This window comes from Methanofollis ethanolicus (assembly GCF_001571385.1).
GTDB classification, from domain to species: Archaea; Halobacteriota; Methanomicrobia; order Methanomicrobiales; family Methanofollaceae; genus Methanofollis; species Methanofollis ethanolicus.
Genome location: NZ_BCNW01000001.1, coordinates 2,451,435 through 2,469,834 on the forward strand (window position 1 = coordinate 2,451,435; position 18,400 = coordinate 2,469,834).

General features: G+C 59.0%; 29 protein-coding genes and 1 pseudogene. 20 read left to right on the plus strand and 10 right to left on the minus strand.

The genetic code is table 11. From position 1 onward, the window contains the following. Nucleotides 1-327: 327 nt before the first annotated feature. Nucleotides 328-561 (plus strand): hypothetical protein, encoded by a 234-nt coding sequence (locus MEFOE_RS11710; protein WP_067052308.1) that lies wholly within the window; start codon nucleotides 328-330, stop codon nucleotides 559-561. A gap of 14 nt (nucleotides 562-575) precedes the next feature. Continuing rightward, entirely contained in the window at nucleotides 576-863 is a 288-nt protein-coding gene (locus MEFOE_RS11715) for a type II toxin-antitoxin system RelE family toxin (RefSeq protein ID WP_067052310.1), read from the plus strand. A gap of 401 nt (nucleotides 864-1,264) precedes the next feature. Here MEFOE_RS11715 and MEFOE_RS11720 read toward each other — a convergent pair whose 3' ends face one another. The 4 genes from MEFOE_RS11720 to MEFOE_RS11735 all read right to left on the minus strand — a co-directional run bounded on the left by MEFOE_RS11720 (nucleotide 1,265) and on the right by MEFOE_RS11735 (nucleotide 2,744). Next, on the minus strand, nucleotides 1,265-1,603 hold the full coding sequence (locus tag MEFOE_RS11720) for a HepT-like ribonuclease domain-containing protein (protein WP_067052311.1): 339 nt from the start codon (nucleotides 1,601-1,603) through the stop codon (nucleotides 1,265-1,267). Further along, nucleotides 1,587-1,889, minus strand: coding sequence for a nucleotidyltransferase family protein (locus MEFOE_RS11725; protein WP_067052313.1), 303 nt, complete (start codon nucleotides 1,887-1,889; stop codon nucleotides 1,587-1,589). Before MEFOE_RS11725 ends, MEFOE_RS11720 begins: the two co-directional genes overlap by 17 nt. A gap of 147 nt (nucleotides 1,890-2,036) precedes the next feature. Continuing rightward, on the minus strand, nucleotides 2,037-2,399 hold the full coding sequence (locus MEFOE_RS11730) for a HepT-like ribonuclease domain-containing protein (RefSeq protein WP_067052315.1): 363 nt from the start codon (nucleotides 2,397-2,399) through the stop codon (nucleotides 2,037-2,039). Between the two features lie 27 nt (nucleotides 2,400-2,426). After that, nucleotides 2,427-2,744 (minus strand): nucleotidyltransferase family protein, encoded by a 318-nt coding sequence (locus MEFOE_RS11735; RefSeq protein WP_083523460.1) that lies wholly within the window; start codon nucleotides 2,742-2,744, stop codon nucleotides 2,427-2,429. Nucleotides 2,745-2,915: 171 nt separating this feature from the next. On the opposite strand from MEFOE_RS11735, the gene MEFOE_RS11740 reads away from it, so the two are divergent. The 4 genes from MEFOE_RS11740 (at nucleotide 2,916) to MEFOE_RS14535 (ending at nucleotide 5,264) form a co-directional block, all read left to right on the plus strand. Continuing rightward, the gene (locus MEFOE_RS11740; protein WP_067052317.1) at nucleotides 2,916-3,419 is read left to right on the plus strand and encodes a hypothetical protein; all 504 of its coding nucleotides are present in this window, start codon (nucleotides 2,916-2,918) and stop codon (nucleotides 3,417-3,419) included. Between the two features lie 199 nt (nucleotides 3,420-3,618). After that, nucleotides 3,619-3,876: a type II toxin-antitoxin system HicB family antitoxin gene (locus MEFOE_RS11745; protein ID WP_235809625.1), complete on the plus strand. Its 258-nt coding sequence runs from the start codon at nucleotides 3,619-3,621 to the stop codon at nucleotides 3,874-3,876. Nucleotides 3,877-4,258: 382 nt separating this feature from the next. Next, on the plus strand, nucleotides 4,259-4,804 hold the full coding sequence (locus MEFOE_RS11750; protein WP_235809626.1) for a nucleotidyltransferase domain-containing protein: 546 nt from the start codon (nucleotides 4,259-4,261) through the stop codon (nucleotides 4,802-4,804). Between the two features lie 160 nt (nucleotides 4,805-4,964). Beyond that, a complete protein-coding gene (locus tag MEFOE_RS14535) occupies nucleotides 4,965-5,264 on the plus strand; it encodes a hypothetical protein (protein ID WP_235809627.1) in 300 nt (99 codons plus the stop codon). Nucleotides 5,265-5,372: 108 nt separating this feature from the next. On the opposite strand, the gene MEFOE_RS14540 is transcribed toward MEFOE_RS14535, so the two are convergent. Beyond that, complete coding sequence (locus MEFOE_RS14540; RefSeq protein ID WP_067052321.1) at nucleotides 5,373-5,588, minus strand: hypothetical protein; 216 nt, start codon at nucleotides 5,586-5,588, stop codon at nucleotides 5,373-5,375. 23 nt (nucleotides 5,589-5,611) lie between these two features. Between MEFOE_RS14540 and MEFOE_RS14545 the strand changes: the two genes are divergently transcribed. Further along, on the plus strand, nucleotides 5,612-5,797 hold the full coding sequence (locus MEFOE_RS14545) for a HepT-like ribonuclease domain-containing protein (RefSeq protein ID WP_067052323.1): 186 nt from the start codon (nucleotides 5,612-5,614) through the stop codon (nucleotides 5,795-5,797). 508 nt (nucleotides 5,798-6,305) lie between these two features. Here MEFOE_RS14545 and MEFOE_RS14550 read toward each other — a convergent pair. Further along, entirely contained in the window at nucleotides 6,306-6,449 is a 144-nt protein-coding gene (locus MEFOE_RS14550) for a hypothetical protein (RefSeq protein ID WP_328585463.1), read from the minus strand. A gap of 209 nt (nucleotides 6,450-6,658) precedes the next feature. Here MEFOE_RS14550 and MEFOE_RS11770 point away from each other — a divergent pair, with 209 nt between their 5' ends. From MEFOE_RS11770 to MEFOE_RS11780, 3 genes are all read left to right on the plus strand, one after another. Then, nucleotides 6,659-6,973 carry a DUF4258 domain-containing protein gene (locus MEFOE_RS11770; RefSeq protein WP_067052325.1) on the plus strand — a complete coding sequence of 105 codons (315 nt, stop codon included), beginning with the start codon at nucleotides 6,659-6,661 and terminating at the stop codon, nucleotides 6,971-6,973. Further along, entirely contained in the window at nucleotides 6,970-7,215 is a 246-nt protein-coding gene (locus MEFOE_RS11775) for a type II toxin-antitoxin system MqsA family antitoxin (protein WP_067052327.1), read from the plus strand. The genes MEFOE_RS11770 and MEFOE_RS11775 overlap by 4 nt, the downstream gene beginning before the upstream one ends. Before the next feature lie 493 nt (nucleotides 7,216-7,708). After that, on the plus strand, nucleotides 7,709-8,179 hold the full coding sequence (locus MEFOE_RS11780) for a nucleotidyltransferase domain-containing protein (RefSeq protein WP_235809628.1): 471 nt from the start codon (nucleotides 7,709-7,711) through the stop codon (nucleotides 8,177-8,179). A gap of 204 nt (nucleotides 8,180-8,383) precedes the next feature. Here MEFOE_RS11780 and MEFOE_RS11785 read toward each other — a convergent pair. From MEFOE_RS11785 to MEFOE_RS11795, 3 genes and pseudogenes are all read right to left on the minus strand, one after another. Further along, nucleotides 8,384-8,626 (minus strand): annotated as a pseudogene (locus MEFOE_RS11785) (HepT-like ribonuclease domain-containing protein); the annotation flags it as partial. A gap of 102 nt (nucleotides 8,627-8,728) precedes the next feature. Next, nucleotides 8,729-9,061: a nucleotidyltransferase family protein gene (locus MEFOE_RS11790; protein ID WP_235809629.1), complete on the minus strand. Its 333-nt coding sequence runs from the start codon at nucleotides 9,059-9,061 to the stop codon at nucleotides 8,729-8,731. A 222-nt stretch (nucleotides 9,062-9,283) separates the two neighbouring features. Then, nucleotides 9,284-9,508, minus strand: coding sequence for a ribonuclease HepT family protein (locus MEFOE_RS11795; RefSeq protein ID WP_067052331.1), 225 nt, complete (start codon nucleotides 9,506-9,508; stop codon nucleotides 9,284-9,286). A 596-nt stretch (nucleotides 9,509-10,104) separates the two neighbouring features. Here MEFOE_RS11795 and MEFOE_RS11800 point away from each other — a divergent pair. Together MEFOE_RS11800 and MEFOE_RS11805 are read left to right on the plus strand one after the other, a co-directional pair. Continuing rightward, entirely contained in the window at nucleotides 10,105-11,445 is a 1,341-nt protein-coding gene (locus tag MEFOE_RS11800) for a mannose-1-phosphate guanylyltransferase/mannose-6-phosphate isomerase (protein ID WP_067052333.1), read from the plus strand. Nucleotides 11,446-11,741: 296 nt separating this feature from the next. Further along, nucleotides 11,742-12,290, plus strand: coding sequence for a hypothetical protein (locus MEFOE_RS11805; RefSeq protein ID WP_067052335.1), 549 nt, complete (start codon nucleotides 11,742-11,744; stop codon nucleotides 12,288-12,290). Here MEFOE_RS11805 and MEFOE_RS11810 read toward each other — a convergent pair. Continuing rightward, on the minus strand, nucleotides 12,277-12,486 hold the full coding sequence (locus MEFOE_RS11810) for a hypothetical protein (RefSeq protein ID WP_067052337.1): 210 nt from the start codon (nucleotides 12,484-12,486) through the stop codon (nucleotides 12,277-12,279). The two genes, MEFOE_RS11805 and MEFOE_RS11810, sit on opposite strands and share 14 nt — an antisense overlap. Before the next feature lie 12 nt (nucleotides 12,487-12,498). Here MEFOE_RS11810 and MEFOE_RS11815 point away from each other — a divergent pair, with 12 nt between their 5' ends. The 8 genes from MEFOE_RS11815 to MEFOE_RS11845 all read left to right on the plus strand — a co-directional run bounded on the left by MEFOE_RS11815 (nucleotide 12,499) and on the right by MEFOE_RS11845 (nucleotide 18,387). After that, nucleotides 12,499-13,578, plus strand: coding sequence for an HD domain-containing protein (locus MEFOE_RS11815; RefSeq protein ID WP_067052339.1), 1,080 nt, complete (start codon nucleotides 12,499-12,501; stop codon nucleotides 13,576-13,578). 1,289 nt (nucleotides 13,579-14,867) lie between these two features. Further along, nucleotides 14,868-15,170 (plus strand): nucleotidyltransferase family protein, encoded by a 303-nt coding sequence (locus MEFOE_RS11820; protein WP_067052341.1) that lies wholly within the window; start codon nucleotides 14,868-14,870, stop codon nucleotides 15,168-15,170. After that, nucleotides 15,167-15,298, plus strand: a complete 132-nt coding sequence (locus MEFOE_RS14650; protein WP_268872625.1) for a ribonuclease HepT family protein — start codon at nucleotides 15,167-15,169, stop codon at nucleotides 15,296-15,298. Before MEFOE_RS11820 ends, MEFOE_RS14650 begins: the two co-directional genes overlap by 4 nt. Further along, nucleotides 15,295-15,495: a HepT-like ribonuclease domain-containing protein gene (locus tag MEFOE_RS14555; protein ID WP_235809630.1), complete on the plus strand. Its 201-nt coding sequence runs from the start codon at nucleotides 15,295-15,297 to the stop codon at nucleotides 15,493-15,495. The genes MEFOE_RS14650 and MEFOE_RS14555 overlap by 4 nt, the downstream gene beginning before the upstream one ends. Nucleotides 15,496-15,581: 86 nt before the next feature. Continuing rightward, nucleotides 15,582-15,848 (plus strand): AbrB/MazE/SpoVT family DNA-binding domain-containing protein, encoded by a 267-nt coding sequence (locus tag MEFOE_RS11830; protein ID WP_004038208.1) that lies wholly within the window; start codon nucleotides 15,582-15,584, stop codon nucleotides 15,846-15,848. Then, on the plus strand, nucleotides 15,842-16,090 hold the full coding sequence (locus MEFOE_RS14560; protein WP_004038206.1) for a type II toxin-antitoxin system RelE family toxin: 249 nt from the start codon (nucleotides 15,842-15,844) through the stop codon (nucleotides 16,088-16,090). Before MEFOE_RS11830 ends, MEFOE_RS14560 begins: the two co-directional genes overlap by 7 nt. Before the next feature lie 878 nt (nucleotides 16,091-16,968). Continuing rightward, nucleotides 16,969-17,832, plus strand: coding sequence for a glucose-6-phosphate isomerase family protein (locus MEFOE_RS11840; RefSeq protein ID WP_394326512.1), 864 nt, complete (start codon nucleotides 16,969-16,971; stop codon nucleotides 17,830-17,832). Between the two features lie 69 nt (nucleotides 17,833-17,901). Next, nucleotides 17,902-18,387 (plus strand): dTDP-4-dehydrorhamnose 3,5-epimerase family protein, encoded by a 486-nt coding sequence (locus tag MEFOE_RS11845; RefSeq protein ID WP_235809631.1) that lies wholly within the window; start codon nucleotides 17,902-17,904, stop codon nucleotides 18,385-18,387. Nucleotides 18,388-18,400: the final 13 nt, after the last annotated feature.

The window sequence follows — 18,400 nt, forward strand, 5'->3', positions numbered from 1 at the left end:
CGAACCCGGGAATACCGCTCTGGTGTACCTGCTCGAACATGACCTGCACCCGGGTGAGGCGGAGAGTATTGCCCTTGCCCTGGAGACGAGGCCGGATAGTTCGACGAGACCGAAGCCCGCCGCATCGCGGGACTCTCCGATCTTCCGGTCACCGGGATTATCGGCCTTTTGATGCAGGCGAAGGCTGAAGGCCGGGTTGTTTCGATGCGCGAGGAGATGGACGGACTCGGTGCGGCGAACCGCCTCCCGATATGATACATCTGATACACTTTGTACATTGCGGCACATATGCACAGATATAAATATCGTACACATCAATATCCCTGTATGGCCTCCAGCACAGGTGATACCGGCGGCAGTCAGATCAAGCGCATTCCCGTGAAAGAGTACACCTGGAAGAGTCTCCACGACCTGAAAGAAGCCGGACAGAGTTATGACGACCTGCTCTCCAGGATGATCCGGCGCGAGCGGGACTATCGGGACTGGCAGATGATCGTTGATATCGACAGGGAGGGCGAGTTCGTCGCCTTTGACCCGGAAGAGATCATGAAGGACGATTGAGGCGTGGGAGCAGCGTGTTCACTCTTGTTATCGAAAGGAAAGCGGAAGAATTTTTAAAGAAGCTGCCCGGGAAAAGCCGGCGCATCGTCATAGAAAAGATCCTGGACCTGAGAGATGATCCCTATCCCGGGGGAAACAAGGAAAAACTCGATTACCCCCATCCTCCTGCGGTGTACCGCCTTCATGTAAGCAGGTCTTTCACCGTGTTCTATATCATCGAGGACAATGAGCAGATCGTGAAAATCGAGAAGATCACAACGATCGAGCGTGCTCATAAAGAGTATTCACGCAGATCAGGTTGAGACGCCCGGGCCTTCGTGCACCCACAGGACCCGGATCGGCCGTCTTTTTTCTTTCCTCTCCCCGCATTCACACAAGGGGTGAGCCCCACAAATAACCAGAAAGTCGGCGAAATTGCCTTGATTCAGAGGATTTCCGCCTGCATTCCTTTTCCCTCCCCGGCCTCATGCGAGGGGCTGAAGGCCTTCGTATTACTGCCAATCATACTGGCCACCCCCGGGGCAGGAGAGGGGGCGGTATTTCCCGGGTTTCTCCGATGCCGTCCGCAGGGGCTGGATCTCTGGATATCGGCGGTATGGGCCGGGCGATCTCCGTATCTGGGCCTGGTATGGGCGTATTCTGACGATGGTGGAGGGGGGCCAAGGGAGTGTTCCCCATCGCCATTCTGAAGCGGAAAAAATCATCAGGCGAGATCAAGCATCTCCCTGACCGCAGCCTGCAGATCAGGAATTTTGTTCCGGACGACATCCCACACGATCTCATCATGCACCCCGAAGTAAGCGTGAATGAAGATGTCCCGCATGCCTGCAACCTTTCTCCAGGGAACACCGGGATGCCCGGACGTGAGCGGTTCGGGAATGAGTTTGACGGCTTCGCCGATCACCATGAGGTTCCGGACCACCCCATCCTGCACAAGATCGTTCTTTATGAACGCCTCGTAGTCCATTCCCCGGGTATATCTTTGAATTCTCTCGATTGCCTCAAGAATGTCTCTTAAATAGAGATTATATTCCCTGGACATACCTGACGCTCCGGAGGATGTGGGGTGCGAGACCGGGTTTGAGGGTGTCCTGATCGACAAGGTCGACGTGCCTTCCGAAGAGATCTTCGAGAAAAAACGTGAGGTCCATATAGGTGTCGAAGGAGCGCCTCCCCTCTTCGAACTCGATCAGAATATCGATATCGCTATCTTCGCGTTCTTCGCCCCGAACGAAGGACCCGAAGATCCCGATCCGCCGGACGCCGAGGCTCCGGATCCGGGCCCGGTGATCTGCCAGCGCACCCATGATGCCCTCAGCCGTCAGCATGCTATACCTCTGGTACGCACTGATCAGGATAAGGGTTTCCTCCCGCAGTCTGGCGCGAGGTCGTGGATGAGAGGGGGGCCACGGAAGGTCTCTGGAAAAAAGCGCAGAGCACGATCTCGTCCATCGGGCCGGGGCATGAAGCACCGGTCAGGGATCGCGGGGTTCGAAGAGAGATTCATCCCTCGCGTCCTCTGCCATCAGGTCGTCGCGAAGGCTCAGGACCGCAGATCTGAGTGAGGGAATATCATTCTGGACCGTCGTCCAGATGATCGCCCTGTTGATCCCGAAATAGGCATGGATCAGTTTGTCACGCATACCGGCCATTTCTGTCCAGGGAAGAGCAGTATATTTTTCCCTGACCTCTCGGGGGATGCACTTGGTCGCCTCACCGATCACCTCCAGCGCTCGCGTGACCGCATAGACGGTCTTGTCGTCCCCGCAAAACTGCTCATACGGCATACCCTCCGTGAAGATCTCGATCTTGTCAACGGCGTCGAGGATATCGTCCACATAATCGAGGGGACTTGCGCCGCGCGGTCATATATACAGAACCTCTTCCCGGACACGGCGGCCGATACGGGGTTTGAGTGCGCTCTCTTCGACCAGGTCCACCTTTCTTCCGAGGATCTCGGAGAGATAATGTTCGAGCCTGAGAAAACCGAAGATCCCCGGCACCTCGGAGAACTCGACCAGGATGTCCACGTCGCTCCCTTCGTGCTCCTCCCCCCGCCGGCACGACCCGAAGAGGCCGATGGACCGGACATGGTATGTCTCCTCCAGGTACGCTTTTTTTGCCCGGAGAATGCCGACGATCCTCGCGCATTCCCCGCCACACTGCAGAGTGGCCGTGTCCATTCCTGATCGGGATATGCGCCTTTCTCTCTCGTATACGTATCCCCCGAGGCCCTCCCCCTCAGAGGGTCCATCTCCTCCAGGACCGCCCGCGGTTAAGGCAGACATATATTACTCCAGGTCATAGGGAGATGTGCCTGTGACATCCCGGGAGTCCTGGCAGGAGACACGACAATGGCAGACTTTACCCTGTCTACCACGAACAAGACGGCGGTGCGGAAGCTCTCCGCACCGATCGCCGATGCCGCCACCTTCAGCGGCATCATCGAGAACATCCTGACGAACAACCCCTGGGGCTGCACGTCCTGGGAGGCGGGCGGCGTCGCCCACGACCCTGTCGAGAAGGCCTCCGAGGCCTACACGGCGCGGGTCGTCTACGAGGACGCCCTCGGCAGGGCCGCCGGCACTGCTTCGGCACGTGCACCGACTCTCGCCGGCTTCACCGCCGCGAAGACCGAGATCCTTGGGAACGCGGCGCTTGCGTCTGCCCTCGGCGGCACCGCGGTCGCCGACCCGGACCGCGAGGCGTACGCCTGCCGCCTCCGCTGCCACGACCCTGACGGCGAGGTCTACTCCGTCGCCTTCACCCGCACCTCGGTGCGGGTCTCGGGCTACGAGGACGACGCCCTCCTCGCCGTGATCGAGACCTGGGCGGACGGCGTCCCGGCCCTCGCCTGAGAGGGGGAGACCCCCCTCTTTTTCCGGCCCCGGACTTTCACCTCCTTTATCCTCGTCCGGCTACGGAGAGGGACCGACACTCGTCTATGGTGCAGGGGTACCTCCACAGGATTGGCCTCAGGCGTGCCGTACTCTCGTGTTCGGTTGGTACTTATAGGGCGTCAGGCTATTGATACATCATGAGCAGACGTCAGTCTGCATGATCCGCGGGGTGTGGAAGGAGATGAAATACCTGAAGTACCGCGTCCTCCTCCGGAGAGAACCGGAGGGAGGGTATACCGTGACAGTGCCTTTGCTTCCCGGTTGCGTCACCTACGGGGAGACGATCGACGAGGCGATAGCGATGGCGCGGGAAGCCATAGGACTCTATATCGAGGACCTCCGGGAGAAGGGCGAGGAGATCCCGACCGAGGAGGGACTGCTGGAGTACACCCTCACCGTCGAAGCCCATGCCTGAGATTCCCGCACTCACGCCCCAGAAGGTCATCAGGGTCCTGGAGAAGAAGGGGTTGCCGGGTCAGGGGGAGCCATCACCTCTTCTACCATCCTGAGACAAAGCGTCGGATTGTCGTCCTGTCCATGGACGGGACCTGCCGGCAGGTACGCTTCTTGAGATCCTCAGGCAGGCCGGGATGGAGCGGGAGGAGGTCCAGGACCTCCTGTAAGGTACGGCCTCCGGCAGGTTGCCCAGAATTTCTTCATCCCTCTGGCAGAATGGAGAAAGATCGTGTCTTGCCGCACATGATCGAGTCGCAGATCTCCTGAAGCCCTGAGAACGGCATACACACCGCCCTGGACAGCTGTAACCTTTTTCTACCATTGGTTCAAATACGTTCCATGTGGAACAAAATATAACCATTCAGATCATTGCTCACCTGCTCCAGGGCGACGCACACCCCCGCAAACTCGCAAAAGATCTGGGTATCTCGCACACGACCATACTGCGGAAACTCAGGAGTCTTTTAGACGGTAATGTCGTCGACTTCAGGACTGAAGGGAAAAATAGGGTATATTTCCTGAAAAAAACTCTCGAAGCACGGGTGTATATCTTCATGACAGAGTGGTACGCGCTCGGAACAGTGATCGAAGAGGCCCCCCACCTCCGGTCTGTCGTCAGGACACTTCAGGAGAGACAGGACATCTCCCTTGCCGTGCTCTTCGGGAGCTATGCGAAGGGGACCGCGGACCAGAAGAGCGACATCGACGTCTATATCGAGACTGACGATCGAGAGGTGAAGCGGGAGCTGGAAAGGTGTCACTCGCGGCTCAGTATAAAGATCGGGCCCTGGGAACCGGAAAATTTACTGATCCAGGAGATCGTAAAGAATCATGTCATCGTGAAAGGAGTCGAACGATATTATGAAAACACAAAATTTTTTGCATAAACTCTTCAGAGAAGGAAAGATCCGGGTCGTCGAACCCAGTGTTCAGGTCCAGGAGGCATACCGGAAAAAATCTGAGAGTTATCTCATCTCCGCAAAGATCCTGCTGGAGAACGGGCGGCTCGAAGAAACCGTATCGATGGCATAGTACAGCATGTACTACATGGTGCTGGCCCTCCTTTTCCAGACAGGCATAAAATGCGAGAACCACACCGGTGCGATGATCCTCCTGGAGAGTCTGTATGGCATTGACAGTTCCCGCATCGCCGCCGCCAAAAGGGATCGCATCGACAAACAGTACTACGTAGACTTTGCAATCACGGCAGAGGACGTCAAAGATTCCATAGAAGAGGCTGAAGCTTTCTGTGCAGACCTTCTTGATTTCATGGAGAAATTGCATCAGGGAGAGATCTCACGCTTCAGGGAAGACGCAGTGCGTCTCCTGGAAGGACCGGACGAGTGAACCACCCCGGCGATTGACCATTCTAACCCCTCTTTTCAGGACGGCGTCCCATCTTCCCGATCAGGAGTCCAGGTCGCTTCTCTCCCCCCGCCGGCGATGTCTACTCCATCACCCGCACGTCGGTGCGGGTCTCCTCCTATGGATGACCGAGAGCATCGGCATGATCAAGGCCTGCCCGATTCGGCCGATGCATTCACCCGCCTCGGGATCGTCAGAGACGGCATCTCCAAGAGAATGGAATATGCGGTCGAGAATGTCTTCGAGATCTGTGCGATGCTTGAACATCTCGGCGTGCCCGGCACGGACGAGGATGTCGTCGACCACCTGACGGTGTGCTCAGCAGGGAGATGCTCACGGACGACCTCAAGGCGATGAAAGGCTTCCGGAACATTGTCGTCCACCGCTACGGAGCGATCGACGATGCCCTCACCTTTGCCCTCCTGCAGGAGCATATCGGGGACTTCGCCCGTTTCAGGCAGGAGGTCGAGACCTTTTTGCGCAGCCGGGATGTTGCGGCTGACGACCAGCCCTGAGTGTCAGTGTATTCATTTTTTTCTGAAAGAAAAGCGAGGATATCTCACCGACACGGGACGCCCCTTGCGGCAGGTCGAGTTCACAGGATGACCGGGCATACACTCTGAAGGAGTGTTCAGATCGGGTTCCTCCCACAACCCTGAAAGAGTACACTTCGTAGTATAATACTGATGAGTGTCTTCCCTGGCAGGGGCAGGGAACTCTCCCGTCTCCTGGCGCACTGACTGGAGGAGGGAGCATTTCTGCATCGTTGCACGGTCGTTCTCACACAGGGCCGATTGCACCTGTTTCGATCTTGAGGGCCTTGCGGCGCTCGTCCAGAGAGAGGGATTGGGGCCGTCAGCTTGATTCTGATCCAGACGGTACATGGCGCTGTATTCAAGAGGTTTGTGCACCATGAACACCAGGACATGTGCCTCGACAGAGAACTGTCCCGTCCTCCCCGGGTGCAGGACTCGATCCTGTCGGTGCATTCGAGGATATGGATGAGGTACGGCCGGTCGTCTTTCACAGGGCGACGGCCTCCTGGACGCGGTCCCTGATATACCAGTGCAGTCCTCCCCCGGTCACCACGTCGACCTTGCGGCCGAACAGGTCCTGGGCATGGTCGAGGAGATTTCGTCCCGGTTCGAATTCGACGAGCAGATCGATGTCGCTCTCCGGGGTCTCCTCACCCCTGACGGCCTGACAGTACGGGCGCCGTGACCTGTTGCGATCCGCAGGATCTCAGCCACAATTGCATCGGCCCGCAGGAGAAATGAAGGCCAGACGTATCACTAACCGATGGGAGAACATACCCTGAGTCATACCTCCAGAGAGAATGTTTTCATATCTGCGAGAAACAAAACAGGTTGGGAAGCATGCACTTCGATAGAGAAAGGATCATCGGATTCCTGGATCAGGACGCGGTCATCATTTCGCATCACGCCCGGGTCAGGATGTTTGAGCGCAACGTCTCCACCGATGATCTCCTTCTCGTGATCAGGACCGGCGAGATGATCGAATCATATCCTGATGATGAGCCCTGCCCCTCCCTGCTCATGCTTGGTTTTATACATGACAATGCCTATCATGTAGTACTGGGGATCTGCCAGGACCATCTCCGGGTGATCACCACCTATATGCCTGATGAACAACACTGGACCGATACACGAACGAGGAGGAGAGAAGAATGATTCCAGAGAGGTGCACGTTCTGTAAAGGAACACTACATGAAGGAAAAACTGAGTTCATCGCACGGGTGAAGGACGAGATCATCGTCATCACAGATGTCCCGGCTTTCATCTGCGATCGTTGCGGCGAGGCATATTATAGCGTGGAGGTCTCCCGGAAGATCGATGCCGTGATGCAGGATGTCCACAACGGCAGGATCTGCTGCCGTCCCCTCGCGGCAGGCGAGGTCGAGCTCACCGGATAGAGATTGGCTGTGTTCCCGGACCACGGACATTTTTCAAAAAAGCAGGTCTTCGATCGTTTCCGGTCAGGGGGCGGACAGAGACTCATCCTCCGTCTGCACTGCGTTCAGGTCGCCGCAGACCCAGGCGGAGGACGGGCATTCTCTCTCGGTTGACAGAGGTATGTTCGCATATACGAACATATGTTCGACTATACGAACACACCCTCCAGGACTTCATTTCTGCTCCTCCGATTTCTGGGACGGAATTACCGCGAAGAGTATTATGTCCGCGAGATCGCCCGGGTGCTCCACCTGGGAGCGGGATCTTCAAGTGAAACCCTTGCTCGCCTTTCAGAGGCCGGCCTTCTCCACCACCAGGAGAGAGGACGTCTTGTGAGACCTTTTTTGAGTCAGCCTCCGCGTGTTCCGCTCCGATGCCGGTGAAGCACCAGAGGGTTCGTTCTCGGCCCTCGCCTGAGGGATACCCACCTCTTTTATCCCGTCTTCATCGGGGATGTCGTCCACTGTCTGTACAGGCGGCCGGTCCTGCCGCCAGAAGAGCGATGAGAAGAAAGACCTATCCTCTTATTACGTGCACCAGATGTCTGCAGTGGAAGAGATCATCGAGAGGCTTCGTACGGTCGAGGGGTTCGAGAAGGTCCGTTTTGTCATTCTCTATGGATCGGTCGCCCGGGGCGATGCGAGAGAGGGGTCGGATATCGATCTCTGCGTCTTCTTCGACGGCGATCCCGCGGAGGCGTCGAGGTTCAGGTTTCACGCCCTGTCAGAGCTCTTCAGCGACCGGTACGACCTCCAGATCTTCCAGCAGCTCCCCCTCTCTGTACGGGTGGAGTGCTTGCGCGGCCGGGTGCTCTCCTGCCCTGATGAGCGGTTTTTGTACGACGTCGCGGTCGAGACCATCAGGGAATTCGACGCATTCAAACACCGCCTCTACTACTATATCGGGGAGCGGGCGATTGGCTAGAACGGGATGCTCAGGAGTGCCGTCATCAGGATCTGAATCCAGGAGGAGAGCATCGGCATGGTCAGGGAACACCTGCCCGGACCTTCATCCACCCCGGGATCGTCAGGGACGGTATCTCCACACTGCGGTCGAAAATGTCTTCGATATCTGTGCGATGCTGAACACCGACCTCCGCCTCGGTTCCAATTCCTCTCATGCCCGTTCTTAATTTTCATGGCCGGGAGGCCTCAGGTCACGGAGTATCGTCTCAACTCCATCCTTCAGTTCCGGGAGCTGCCGGCGAATGATGAACCAGATCGTGTCCGGGTCAACCCCAAAATAGTGATGGATGACACCATGTCTGAGGCCGACAATTTTGCGCCAGGGGATGTCCGGGTACTGCTCCCTGATCGCTTCGGGGACATTCCCACAGGCCTCGCCGATCACTTCGAGGTTCCGGACAACGGCATCAAAAGTCTTTCGATCGCGGGCAAACTCTTCGCCAGAAAGGCCGCGAGTATACTCTTGGCCCCGATGCCCTCCAGGATGTCGTCGAGAAAAAAGGTGACATCACGCCCTGACATAGACGACATCCCCGGCGACAGACTTGAACAGATTCTTGCGCCGTCGAATCCCTCCTTTCAGGACCAGATCGACTTTGAGACCAAGAAGGTGCTCCAGGTCGTCGCGCAGGTCGACGACATCCCATCCTATCGGCCCGGCAAGGTCGACCAGGATGTCGACATCGCTCCCCTCGACCTGTTCGTTCCGGGCATAGGACCCAAAGACGCCGATCTCGCTGACACCATACTTCCTCTGGAGGGAGGGCTGAGCTCTTCGGAGAATTTCCAGGATCTCCTGCACCTTCCATGTCGCCGGGATGGTGTCGGCCGTTCTGGGCATGCACTCCATTCGGTCACCGTAAATATTAACCATTCCGGTCCTGCTCCAGGACGGTCGATATCGGGCACACCTGGCAGAACCTGTTGCCGTTCTCTTCCGGCGGGGGCGAAGCCGGCAGAGACCGAGGCGGTGCGAAGAGATCAGGGGTAGTGCAGGACGACCAAACAGCACGATAGCGGCCTCACCCGATCCGGGTACCCCCCTTCTCTCCCCGACGAAATGTCACCCTTTCGTTGTGCGGTCAGCTTCGTCGAAGATTGCCTGAATTCCCTGCTTGAGGAGAGGGAGATCATCACGGACCGTCACGAATACCGCCCCGTAATCCACTCCAGGGGTGACGTATCCTGTCCTGCGTGCCTGCGGTCTCTGTCTAGGGGATATTCTCTGCATAACCGTGGCGAAACCGTTCTTTGCCGCCTCGCCGAAGATCGTGAGACTGAAGGTCACCCTGCCTCGATGCGGGAGGAGATGGACAGGCCGCGGGGAGAGGGCGGGTTCCGGATTCATGATGCGCTGTTCTCACAGTGACAGGGGAAGAGTGGGTCTGCACACCTGGGAGGGCGGCCCCCTCCCGCCAGGCCGGAAACACCCGGGATTTCCGGAATGCAGCCGATTTCCACTCGCACTCCCTCCCCCACCCCGGCCTCTCCCGCGGCCGGGAAGGAGAGGCATTACCTGCACGCATACCGGCGACCAGAGGGGCAGGGGAGGGGGCGGAATATCCTGCATTTTTCGAGATCTGCCCACCATCGCCTGATTTCCGGATCTCGCCATTCCGGGCCCGGGTCCGGGGGGTGGCTCCCTGATCGGGGGGCTGTACGGGCGTATCCGGGTCGGGGTCCCCTCGGGGAGGGGGGTCTCCCGGAGCAGACCGCACCGGCCGGCACCGGTGCCGGAGCGCCGGGGAGAAGGGACGAGAGGGCGCCCCCATGCGCCTTTCCCCTTCTGAATCTGTTTAACTCTCCCCATTTTCAGGAAAAAATGCACATCTTTATGGATCGACACGAGAAAATGAGAGCGCGATCTATCGGGAGTACCACACCATGAAGACGATCATCCTTGCCGGCGGTTCGGGCACCCGCCTCTTCCCCCTGAGCCGGACCTGCTACCCGAAACAGTTCATCCCCCTCTTCGAGAACGAGTCCCTCTTCCAGAAGGCGGTGAGGCGGGCCCTCCTCTTCTCACGGCCCGAGGAGGTGTACGTCGTCACCAACGAGGCGCACCGCTTCCTGGTGGCGGACCAGCTCGCGGCGATCTCTGCCTGCTGCCAGGTCCTCGTCGAGCCTGCCGGGAAAAACACCCTCCCCGCGATCGTCTACGGCATGACGGCCCTGGAGGAGGGGACGGTCGCGGTCCTCCCCTCCGACCAGCTGATCACCCCGGACGAGGGGTACAAGGCAGCTTTTCATGCGGCCGAGGCCCTCGCCAGGGACCACCTGGTCACCTTCGGGATCACGCCGACCTCCCCGCACACGGGCTACGGCTATATCCGGCCCGGCGAAGTTCTCCCCGGCGGCTATGCCGTCGACGCCTTCGTCGAGAAGCCAGACCTGGAGACCGCGGAGAGGTATGTCCGGGAGGGCTATCTCTGGAACTCAGGCATGTTCCTCTTCTCCTCTGCGCTCTTCATGGAGGAGTGCCGGCGCCTGGCGCCGGCCGTGGCAGAGGCCTTCGCCCTCCCTGTGGAGGAGGCGTATGCAAAGACCCCGAAGGTCTCGATCGACTACGGCCTCATGGAGAAGACCGACCGGGCTGCGGTCGTGCCCCTGGCCTGTTCATGGAGCGACATCGGGAGCTTCGACGCCCTGTACCAGGTGAGTGAGAAGGACGGGGACGGCAATGTCGTGAAGGGGGAGTACATCGGCCTCAGGAGCGCGAACAACCTGGTCATCTCCGACCGCCTGGTGGCGACGATCGGCCTCTCCGACCTCGCGGTCGTCGACACCCCGGACGCCCTCCTGGTCTGCCCGAAGGCAGAGGCCCAGCACGTCGGCGAGGTCACCGCCCTCCTGAAGGAGAGGGGCGACGGCCGCTGCGACCTCCACACCACTGTCCACCGGCCCTGGGGCTCGTACACCGTCCTCCTCCAGGGCGACTCCTTCCAGATCAAGCGCCTCACCGTCCTCCCGGGCCGCCGCCTCTCGGCCCAGCTCCACCACCATCGGAGCGAGCACTGGGTGGTCGTCCGCGGCATGGCCGGGGTCTCCAATGACGGCGAACAGTTTTTTGTCAGGCCGGGGGAGAGCACCTTTGTCCCGGCCGGGGTGCGGCACCGCCTGGAGAACCCCGGACTGATCCCCCTCGAAGTGATCGAGGTGCAGAACGGCGAATACATCACCGAGGACGATATCGTCCGCTTCGACGACGACTTCAAGAGGGAGTGAAAGCCCCCTTCTGAATGTGCTTACCTCCCCCTATCTTCACCTTTTTGCGACCGCATCCTTGATCCTGCCAACGCTTGTTGCGAGGATCGCGTCTCGATACCTGTACAGCCTGGCCCACAACGCCTTTCCTTCCCCACCGAGCCATCAGGGTGACCCGGCTTTTCGACCTGTGCCAGCCCAGTTCTCTATCGGACCGACCGGGAGAAACGCAGATCGGCACGTCCATATATTCACGGCGCAAGAGCAAAGATAAAGTTCAGGCGCACATGGTATACGCTCACCGGAGGGCCGGATGTATGGATGAATTTGACGGGATACTCGTATTGCTGGACGCGGCAGAGGGGCGGATTGCAGGCAGGACGACGATCCAGAAACTGGGATATTTTTCGACGATCCGGGGTGCCGTCAGGGCACATTACCGCCCCCACTACTATGGTCCCTATAGCGCCGATATCGCCGGGGCGATCCAGACTCTTGTCTCCTACGGATTCATCGAAGAGAGGGTTGAGACACCGGCGGGTGCCGGAGAGACACCAGACTGGAGACGCTATACCTACACCCTCACCGACGACGGCAGGGAACTGGTCCAGGAGATGAAAGAGGAGTACCCCCGTGATGCCGCAGAGGTAAAAGAGGTCGTCGACATATGCAGGGATGCCGCAGACCTCGACTCCAAGACCCTCTCCTGGGCGGCGAAGGTCCACTACATCCAGACAAGAGAGATGAGGGATATGTCCCCCGACGAGATCAGAGAGATCGCCAGGACCCTGAACTGGGACCTCTCTGAGGGGCAGGTCCAGAAAGGGATGGACCTCCTCACCAACCTTCATCTCACGGGGGGGTGAACCGAGCACGCTCACGTATGAGACCCATATCAGGGACCCCCTCTATGGGTATATCGGGCTTACCCGTGATGAACTCCGTCTTCTCGATACCCTTCCTCTCCAGAGGCTGCGGCGGATCAAGCAGCTTGCCAACGCGCATCTGGTCTACCCTGCCGCCTGCCACACCCGCTTCGAGCACTCCCTCGGCGTCCTGCACACCGCCACCCTGATGGCGAGGCAGCTGCGGGTCGGCGATGATGACCTCATAAACCTCCGCTCCGCCGCCCTCCTCCACGACATCGGTCACGGCCCCTTCTCCCACGTCTTTGAGGCGCCCCTGAAACAGATCAACGGGCCGGAGGCCACACACGAAGATATCACCCGCCGCCTCATCGGAGAGGACGAGGGGATCGTCTCTGTCCTTAGCGAGAGAACAGACGAGGTCATCACCCTCCTCTCCGAGGACCAGAATGGTATCCTCCACCAGATCATCTCCGGGAACATCGATGCCGATAAGATGGACTATCTCAGGCGGGACTCCTACCACGCCGGGGTGACCTACGGGAACTTCGACCTTGAACGCGTCCTCTACACCCTCAGGAAGACCGCGAGCAGGCAGCGCGAGGACCTCACTATCCATGAGAAGGGTATCGACGCCGTCGAGAGTTTCCGGCTCGCCCGCTTCCTGATGTATGCTCAGGTCTACTATCACCACACGAATGTCCTGGCAAACGGGATGCTCCAGCGGGCGGTCACCGTCGCGATCCGGGATAAGGTCGTGGACGCAGAGAGGATCCAGATGAGTGGCAGTTCTTTTTTGCAGCACTATCTCGCCCTCGACGATGCTCGCCTCCTCTCCCAGGTGCTTTCGAAACCGGAGAGTACGGCCGCTGACCTTGTCAGGAGGCTGGAGAGGAGGGACCTCCTCAAGAGAGGGTATGAGTCCTATGTCTCCCAGGAGGAGGACACACGCCTCAGGTACCATCTCGGGACGAAGTTCACGCCTGCTATGGCGCAGACGATCGAGACGGCAGTCGCGGAGGAGTGCGGGTGCGACCCCGACCTCATCATCGCCGACGTCGTGAAGAACGAGAACTCGCTCTTCAAGTCGGCGTCCGTCCTCTTCGAGGAGGACAAATTCCCCATTCTGATCGAGAGGAGCGACGGGAAGGTCAAGGACATCGACTCCTTCTCGACCCTCACCTATACGGGCAAGCCAAGGACGACCTTCTATCTCTTCTGCCCGGAGGAGGAGCGGCAGAGGGTGGAGGCGTGTGCCGGAGATGTCATCGCCTCGACGGTCGGGTGAGGGCCGGAGGTACTTTCCGGGGCAGAAACAGGTGAGCGCGCTCCTCTCCTTCTCGTCGGCGGCATACGGGGATGAGGGGAAAGTTTCCCTGTACGGCCTTCGTACCCCTGAGATTGCAGCCCCAATCCTGCAGAGTGATCGCCGCGTTCTGGTCACGGTCCATCTCCGACCCGCGATGGAGGGGGGAGTGCATGTGCGAGGTCAGGGCATAGACCCAGACGTATAATTCTCAGATAAATACAGAGGAGATAGACCAGACAACCTCTCCCCACGCCAGCAGCAACCCTGTTCCGTATCGGGCCGCTCATCTCAACGACCAGGCCATTACGTCGGTCACCACCGGGCTCATTGAGATCCTTCAGGCAGGATGAGTCCCGGGCCTGATGGTGTTCCTCTGCAAGGGGAACGGTCCTCCCGGGCGGGAATGTAATACCCCCCGGCAGGTCGGCCCTGAAGGGAGCGACCCCTCCGGTCCGGCCGGAAACACCCCAGATAGGCGTGAAAGCACACATACAGGCCAGATTGGAGCAGATATCCGCCCGCATACCCTTCCCGTCACCGCCCTCTCCCGGGACGGGGACGGGAGGGCATTACCCTCACGCATACGGGCCGCCGGCAGGGCAGGAGAGGGGGCGGTATTTCGTGGGTTTCTCGAACGCCGCCTGCCGGGCCGGGACCGGCGGATCTCGGCGGAATGGGCAGGGATTGGCCGGGCGACCCCCGGATCCGGGGACGATACGGGCGTATTCAACCCAATCCATCCCCCTCACCAGAGAGGGGCATTCAGCACCAGCACCACTATTCTATGATCTCCGTCCCATCCCTATCGTACGGTATGTCAGACGTCACGATCATGGTGCCTCACGATATCGTCCGGGCGCTCCGCCTTCCTCCCGATGCCATCCAGGCTGCAGGGGCCTGCCCCTGGCGCTCTACCCGCGCGACATTCTTTCGTCGGGGAAGGCATGTGCTCTTGCAGGGGTGAAACGGTGGGAGGGGGAGACAATTGCCTGGCGCATGGAAGATCCCGCGGCACTATGCCGATGAGGACCTCGATCAGGACAAAAGCTTATGCCGCGGGCGGCCAGTAACTCCTCCCCACTGATCCACCTCTCGGCGATTGGTCGCCTGAGCCCCCTCCAACATTCCGCCTGCGGTCTGCCGGCGGCAACCGCCCTGGCAGGGATGCTGGTTCATCCAGGCCTGGTGACGGGTTTTGCGCACCGCCCCCGGACCGGAGGTACACAAAGCACGGGCCCCTATAATACCCCAGATCCACTCGATTCAATATGACCGCTCACCTCCAGACCGATGACCTCAGGCGATTGCAGGAGCGAACGGCCTGGATCAGGAAGCACTTCGGCGTGGAGCGGATCGGGATCTTCGGCTCCGTCGCCCGGGGGGAGAATACCCCGGCGAGCGATATCGACATCCTCGTCGAATTCGCGATTGGGAAGGCGACATTCCAGAACTTCATGGCCCTGATCGCGTACCTGGAAGACCTCTTCGGCCGGAGGGTCGACCTGGTCACCACAGGCGGGATCGATCCCTACCTCCGCCCGACAATCGAAGGCGCTTGTGATCTGGTGTGAGGCGTGAAGAGGTCTTCCTCCGCCATAGTGCAGAGGAGATGGCTTTCCTGGAGGAGCAATGCGGCGCTATCACCTTCGATGACCTCGTCCACGACGAGGTGCTCAAACGATCGGTTCTCCGGAGTTGATCGGCGAGGCGGCAAAGAACCTCCCCCCGCCTTTCAGGGAGGCGCACCCCGAGGTTCCCTGGAAAGCAATGGCAGGGATGAGGGACCGCCTGATCCATGCCTATCTGGGTGGGAGAAGCGTCTGGGACGTCATCACCCACGAGATCCCGGCACAAAAACCCCTGATCCATGCGTTGCTCGACATCTGCGATGCCTGAGGGAAGGGCCGAGGGGCGGGGGCGTTCGGTCGGCACCATGCAAAGAGCCATATGGGATCAGGTAAGATACATCTTACGGGACACCCATGGACATTGGCATCACCAGACTGAGTTCGAAGGGGCAGATCGTCATTCCGGCATCTATGAGGAAAGATCTTGTCGAGGGGACACACCTGCTCATCATCAGGGAGGGCGGCCGTTTTATCGTAAAACCCCTTGATGAACTGGAGCCGGAGCTAAAAGAAGACATTATCTTTGCAGAGAGAACAGAAAAGGCATTTAAGGAGTTTAAAAAAGGTACATTCACCAGAAAGAGCGATGTCGATTTTATCAACGATCTTGAATCATGGTGACCGTTGCCTACGATGCGTCCTTCAAGAAAACGATCAAAAAGATCCGTGATCGCACGACGAAGAACCGGGTGAAGCAGCAGATCATCAGGATCGTCAATGATCCGGCGATCGGAAAGCCGATGAGGTACGGCAGAAAGCAGACGAGGGAGGTATATATCCCCCCATTCCGGTTATCATACTGCTATGATCAGCAGAGGGATCTGCTGGTCTTTCTGGATCTGTATCATAAGGATGAACAGTAACGCCTGACGATCCTTTGCCAGTGCTCTCTGGACCGACCTGAAGTTCTGTCAGGGATACAACCGTGATCTGCTCTCCGGCATCGATAGTCTCTTCAAAGTGGAGTTCTACGGCATCTTTGACATTATGCATGAGTTCGTCAAGTGTCGTGCCCTGCGTGAAGATGTCCACACCCATGCCCCGGGCACACCAGAACGCACCGTCAAAATAGCTATCAAATGTAACCAGCATGACCGGTGCCTCCTTGTAGTGCATAGTATGTATGCAATCATAAATCTGACGGGAGGTGCAGGACGGCAGGTAGTTGCCGGGGTTTTGCCTGTTTTTCGCGTAAATGCATTGTTGCCCGGCACATGGTTCACATGGGGAAAACCCACCTGATCCCATCAGCCCCGAGCGTGCCTTTTTCCACGTGGAGAGATACCGGCGCATATCTCCACTCAAACCCGGAAACGCTCACCGTAATGACCCGATCTCCGCCTGCACTCCCTTCCCCTCCCCGGCCGCATGCGAGGGGTTGAAGGCGTTCGAATTACTCCCAATCATACTGGCCGCCAGGGGGGCGGGAGAGCGCCCGGTATTTCGTGGGTTTCTCGAACGCTGCCTGCAGGGCCGGGATCGGCGGATCCCGGCGGTACGGGCCGGGATTGGAGGGGCGACTCCCGGACCCGGGGATGATACGGGCGTATTTTGTCGGTGGGGGAGGGGGTCCGTGCGCCCCATTCCGGGGTTACCAGAGATTCAGGGCTTTTTCAGCGGGTGTGCCCGGAAATAACCACCCTTCATGGAGATCGGCAGGAGGGGCAAAGAGAAATCCACTTAAACCATTGCCGCAAAATAAAACGTGAATTTTCGCACATTCATCCGGAGCACCCCCACCATGAAGACGATCATCCTTGCAGGCGGTTCGGGCACCACACCACCGGGAAGACCGATCAGCGAGGGCAGGTCCATGACCACCCCCCTGGCAGACCTCTGGCCCGGCCCCCTCCCCGTCCCCGCGGTGCGGACCGCCGACGAGATGCGCTGTGTGCTCGCCGACCCCGCGGCCCCCTGCGACGGCCCCCTGTACTTCATGTACCGCGACCTCGCCCTCACCCCGGAGGACCGCACCTGGCTCTATGAGCAGGGCATCAGGTTCGACCTCACCGTGATCCCGCCAGCGACCCTCGGCGGCGAGTACGTCAAGACGAAGGGCCACTATCATCCTGAGAATGAGGCCGGTGTCGGCTACCCCGAGGTCTACCAGGTGCTCGCCGGCGAGGCGCACTACCTCCTCCAGATAAAGGACCTCTCCGACGTGGTGGCAGTGACGGCGCGCGCGGGGGACGTCGTGCTGGTGCCGCCGGGGTATGGGCACGTGACGATCAACGCGGGGGAGGAGGTGCTGGTGATGGCAAACCTCGTCTCGACGCGGTTTGAAAGTCAGAGCGCCACGCAGGGTGGCTTGGAGACCGTGGTGATGGCAAACCTCGTCTCGACGCGGTTTGAAAGTGAGTACGGGTTCTATGAGGAGAGGCATGGGGCGGCGTACTATGAGATGGAGGGAGAGGGATGGGTGAGGAATGCGCGGTACGGAACGCTGCCGGCGCTCAGGTCGGTTTCAGCCGGGGATGTACCGCAAACTCCTGTCATCCACCCAGAACAGCCGATCTATGACCTGGTGACGGAGAGGAAAAATTTGATCTTTCTGAATGAACCTGAAATCCAGATCTATGGCGACTGCACTTCCAAAAGAAACTGAATAAAATGATTTCTACTGATTTGCGATGGGAAAAAATAGGAAGGATTGATACACATGAAGAATAATCATATGCCGATGAAACCGGCACAGATCGAAGGCGTACGGATCAAGATGCTCAAGGTCATTCCCGATGAGCGCGGCTGGTTGATGGAGATCCTCCGCTGCGACGACGAGATCTTCGAGCAGTTCGGGCAGGTCTACTGCACGACGGCGTACCCCGGCGTCGTCAAGGCCTGGCACTATCACAAGAAACAGACCGACAACTTCACCTGCGTCCACGGCATGATGAAGGTGGCGCTCTTTGACGCCCGCAAGGACTCGCCCACCTCTGGGGCGCTCATGGAACTCTTTGTCGGGGAGAAGAACCCGGTCCTGATCAGCGTCCCGCCTGGCGTCTACCACGGCTTCAAGGGGATCGGCACCGAGACGGCATTCTTCGTCAGCATCCCGACCCTCCCGTACAACTACAAGGAGCCGGACGAGTTCCGTCTGCCCCCTGACACTCCCGATATCCCGTACGACTGGGGCCTGACCCCCGGCCTCAAGCACGGATAAGGGGGAGTACACC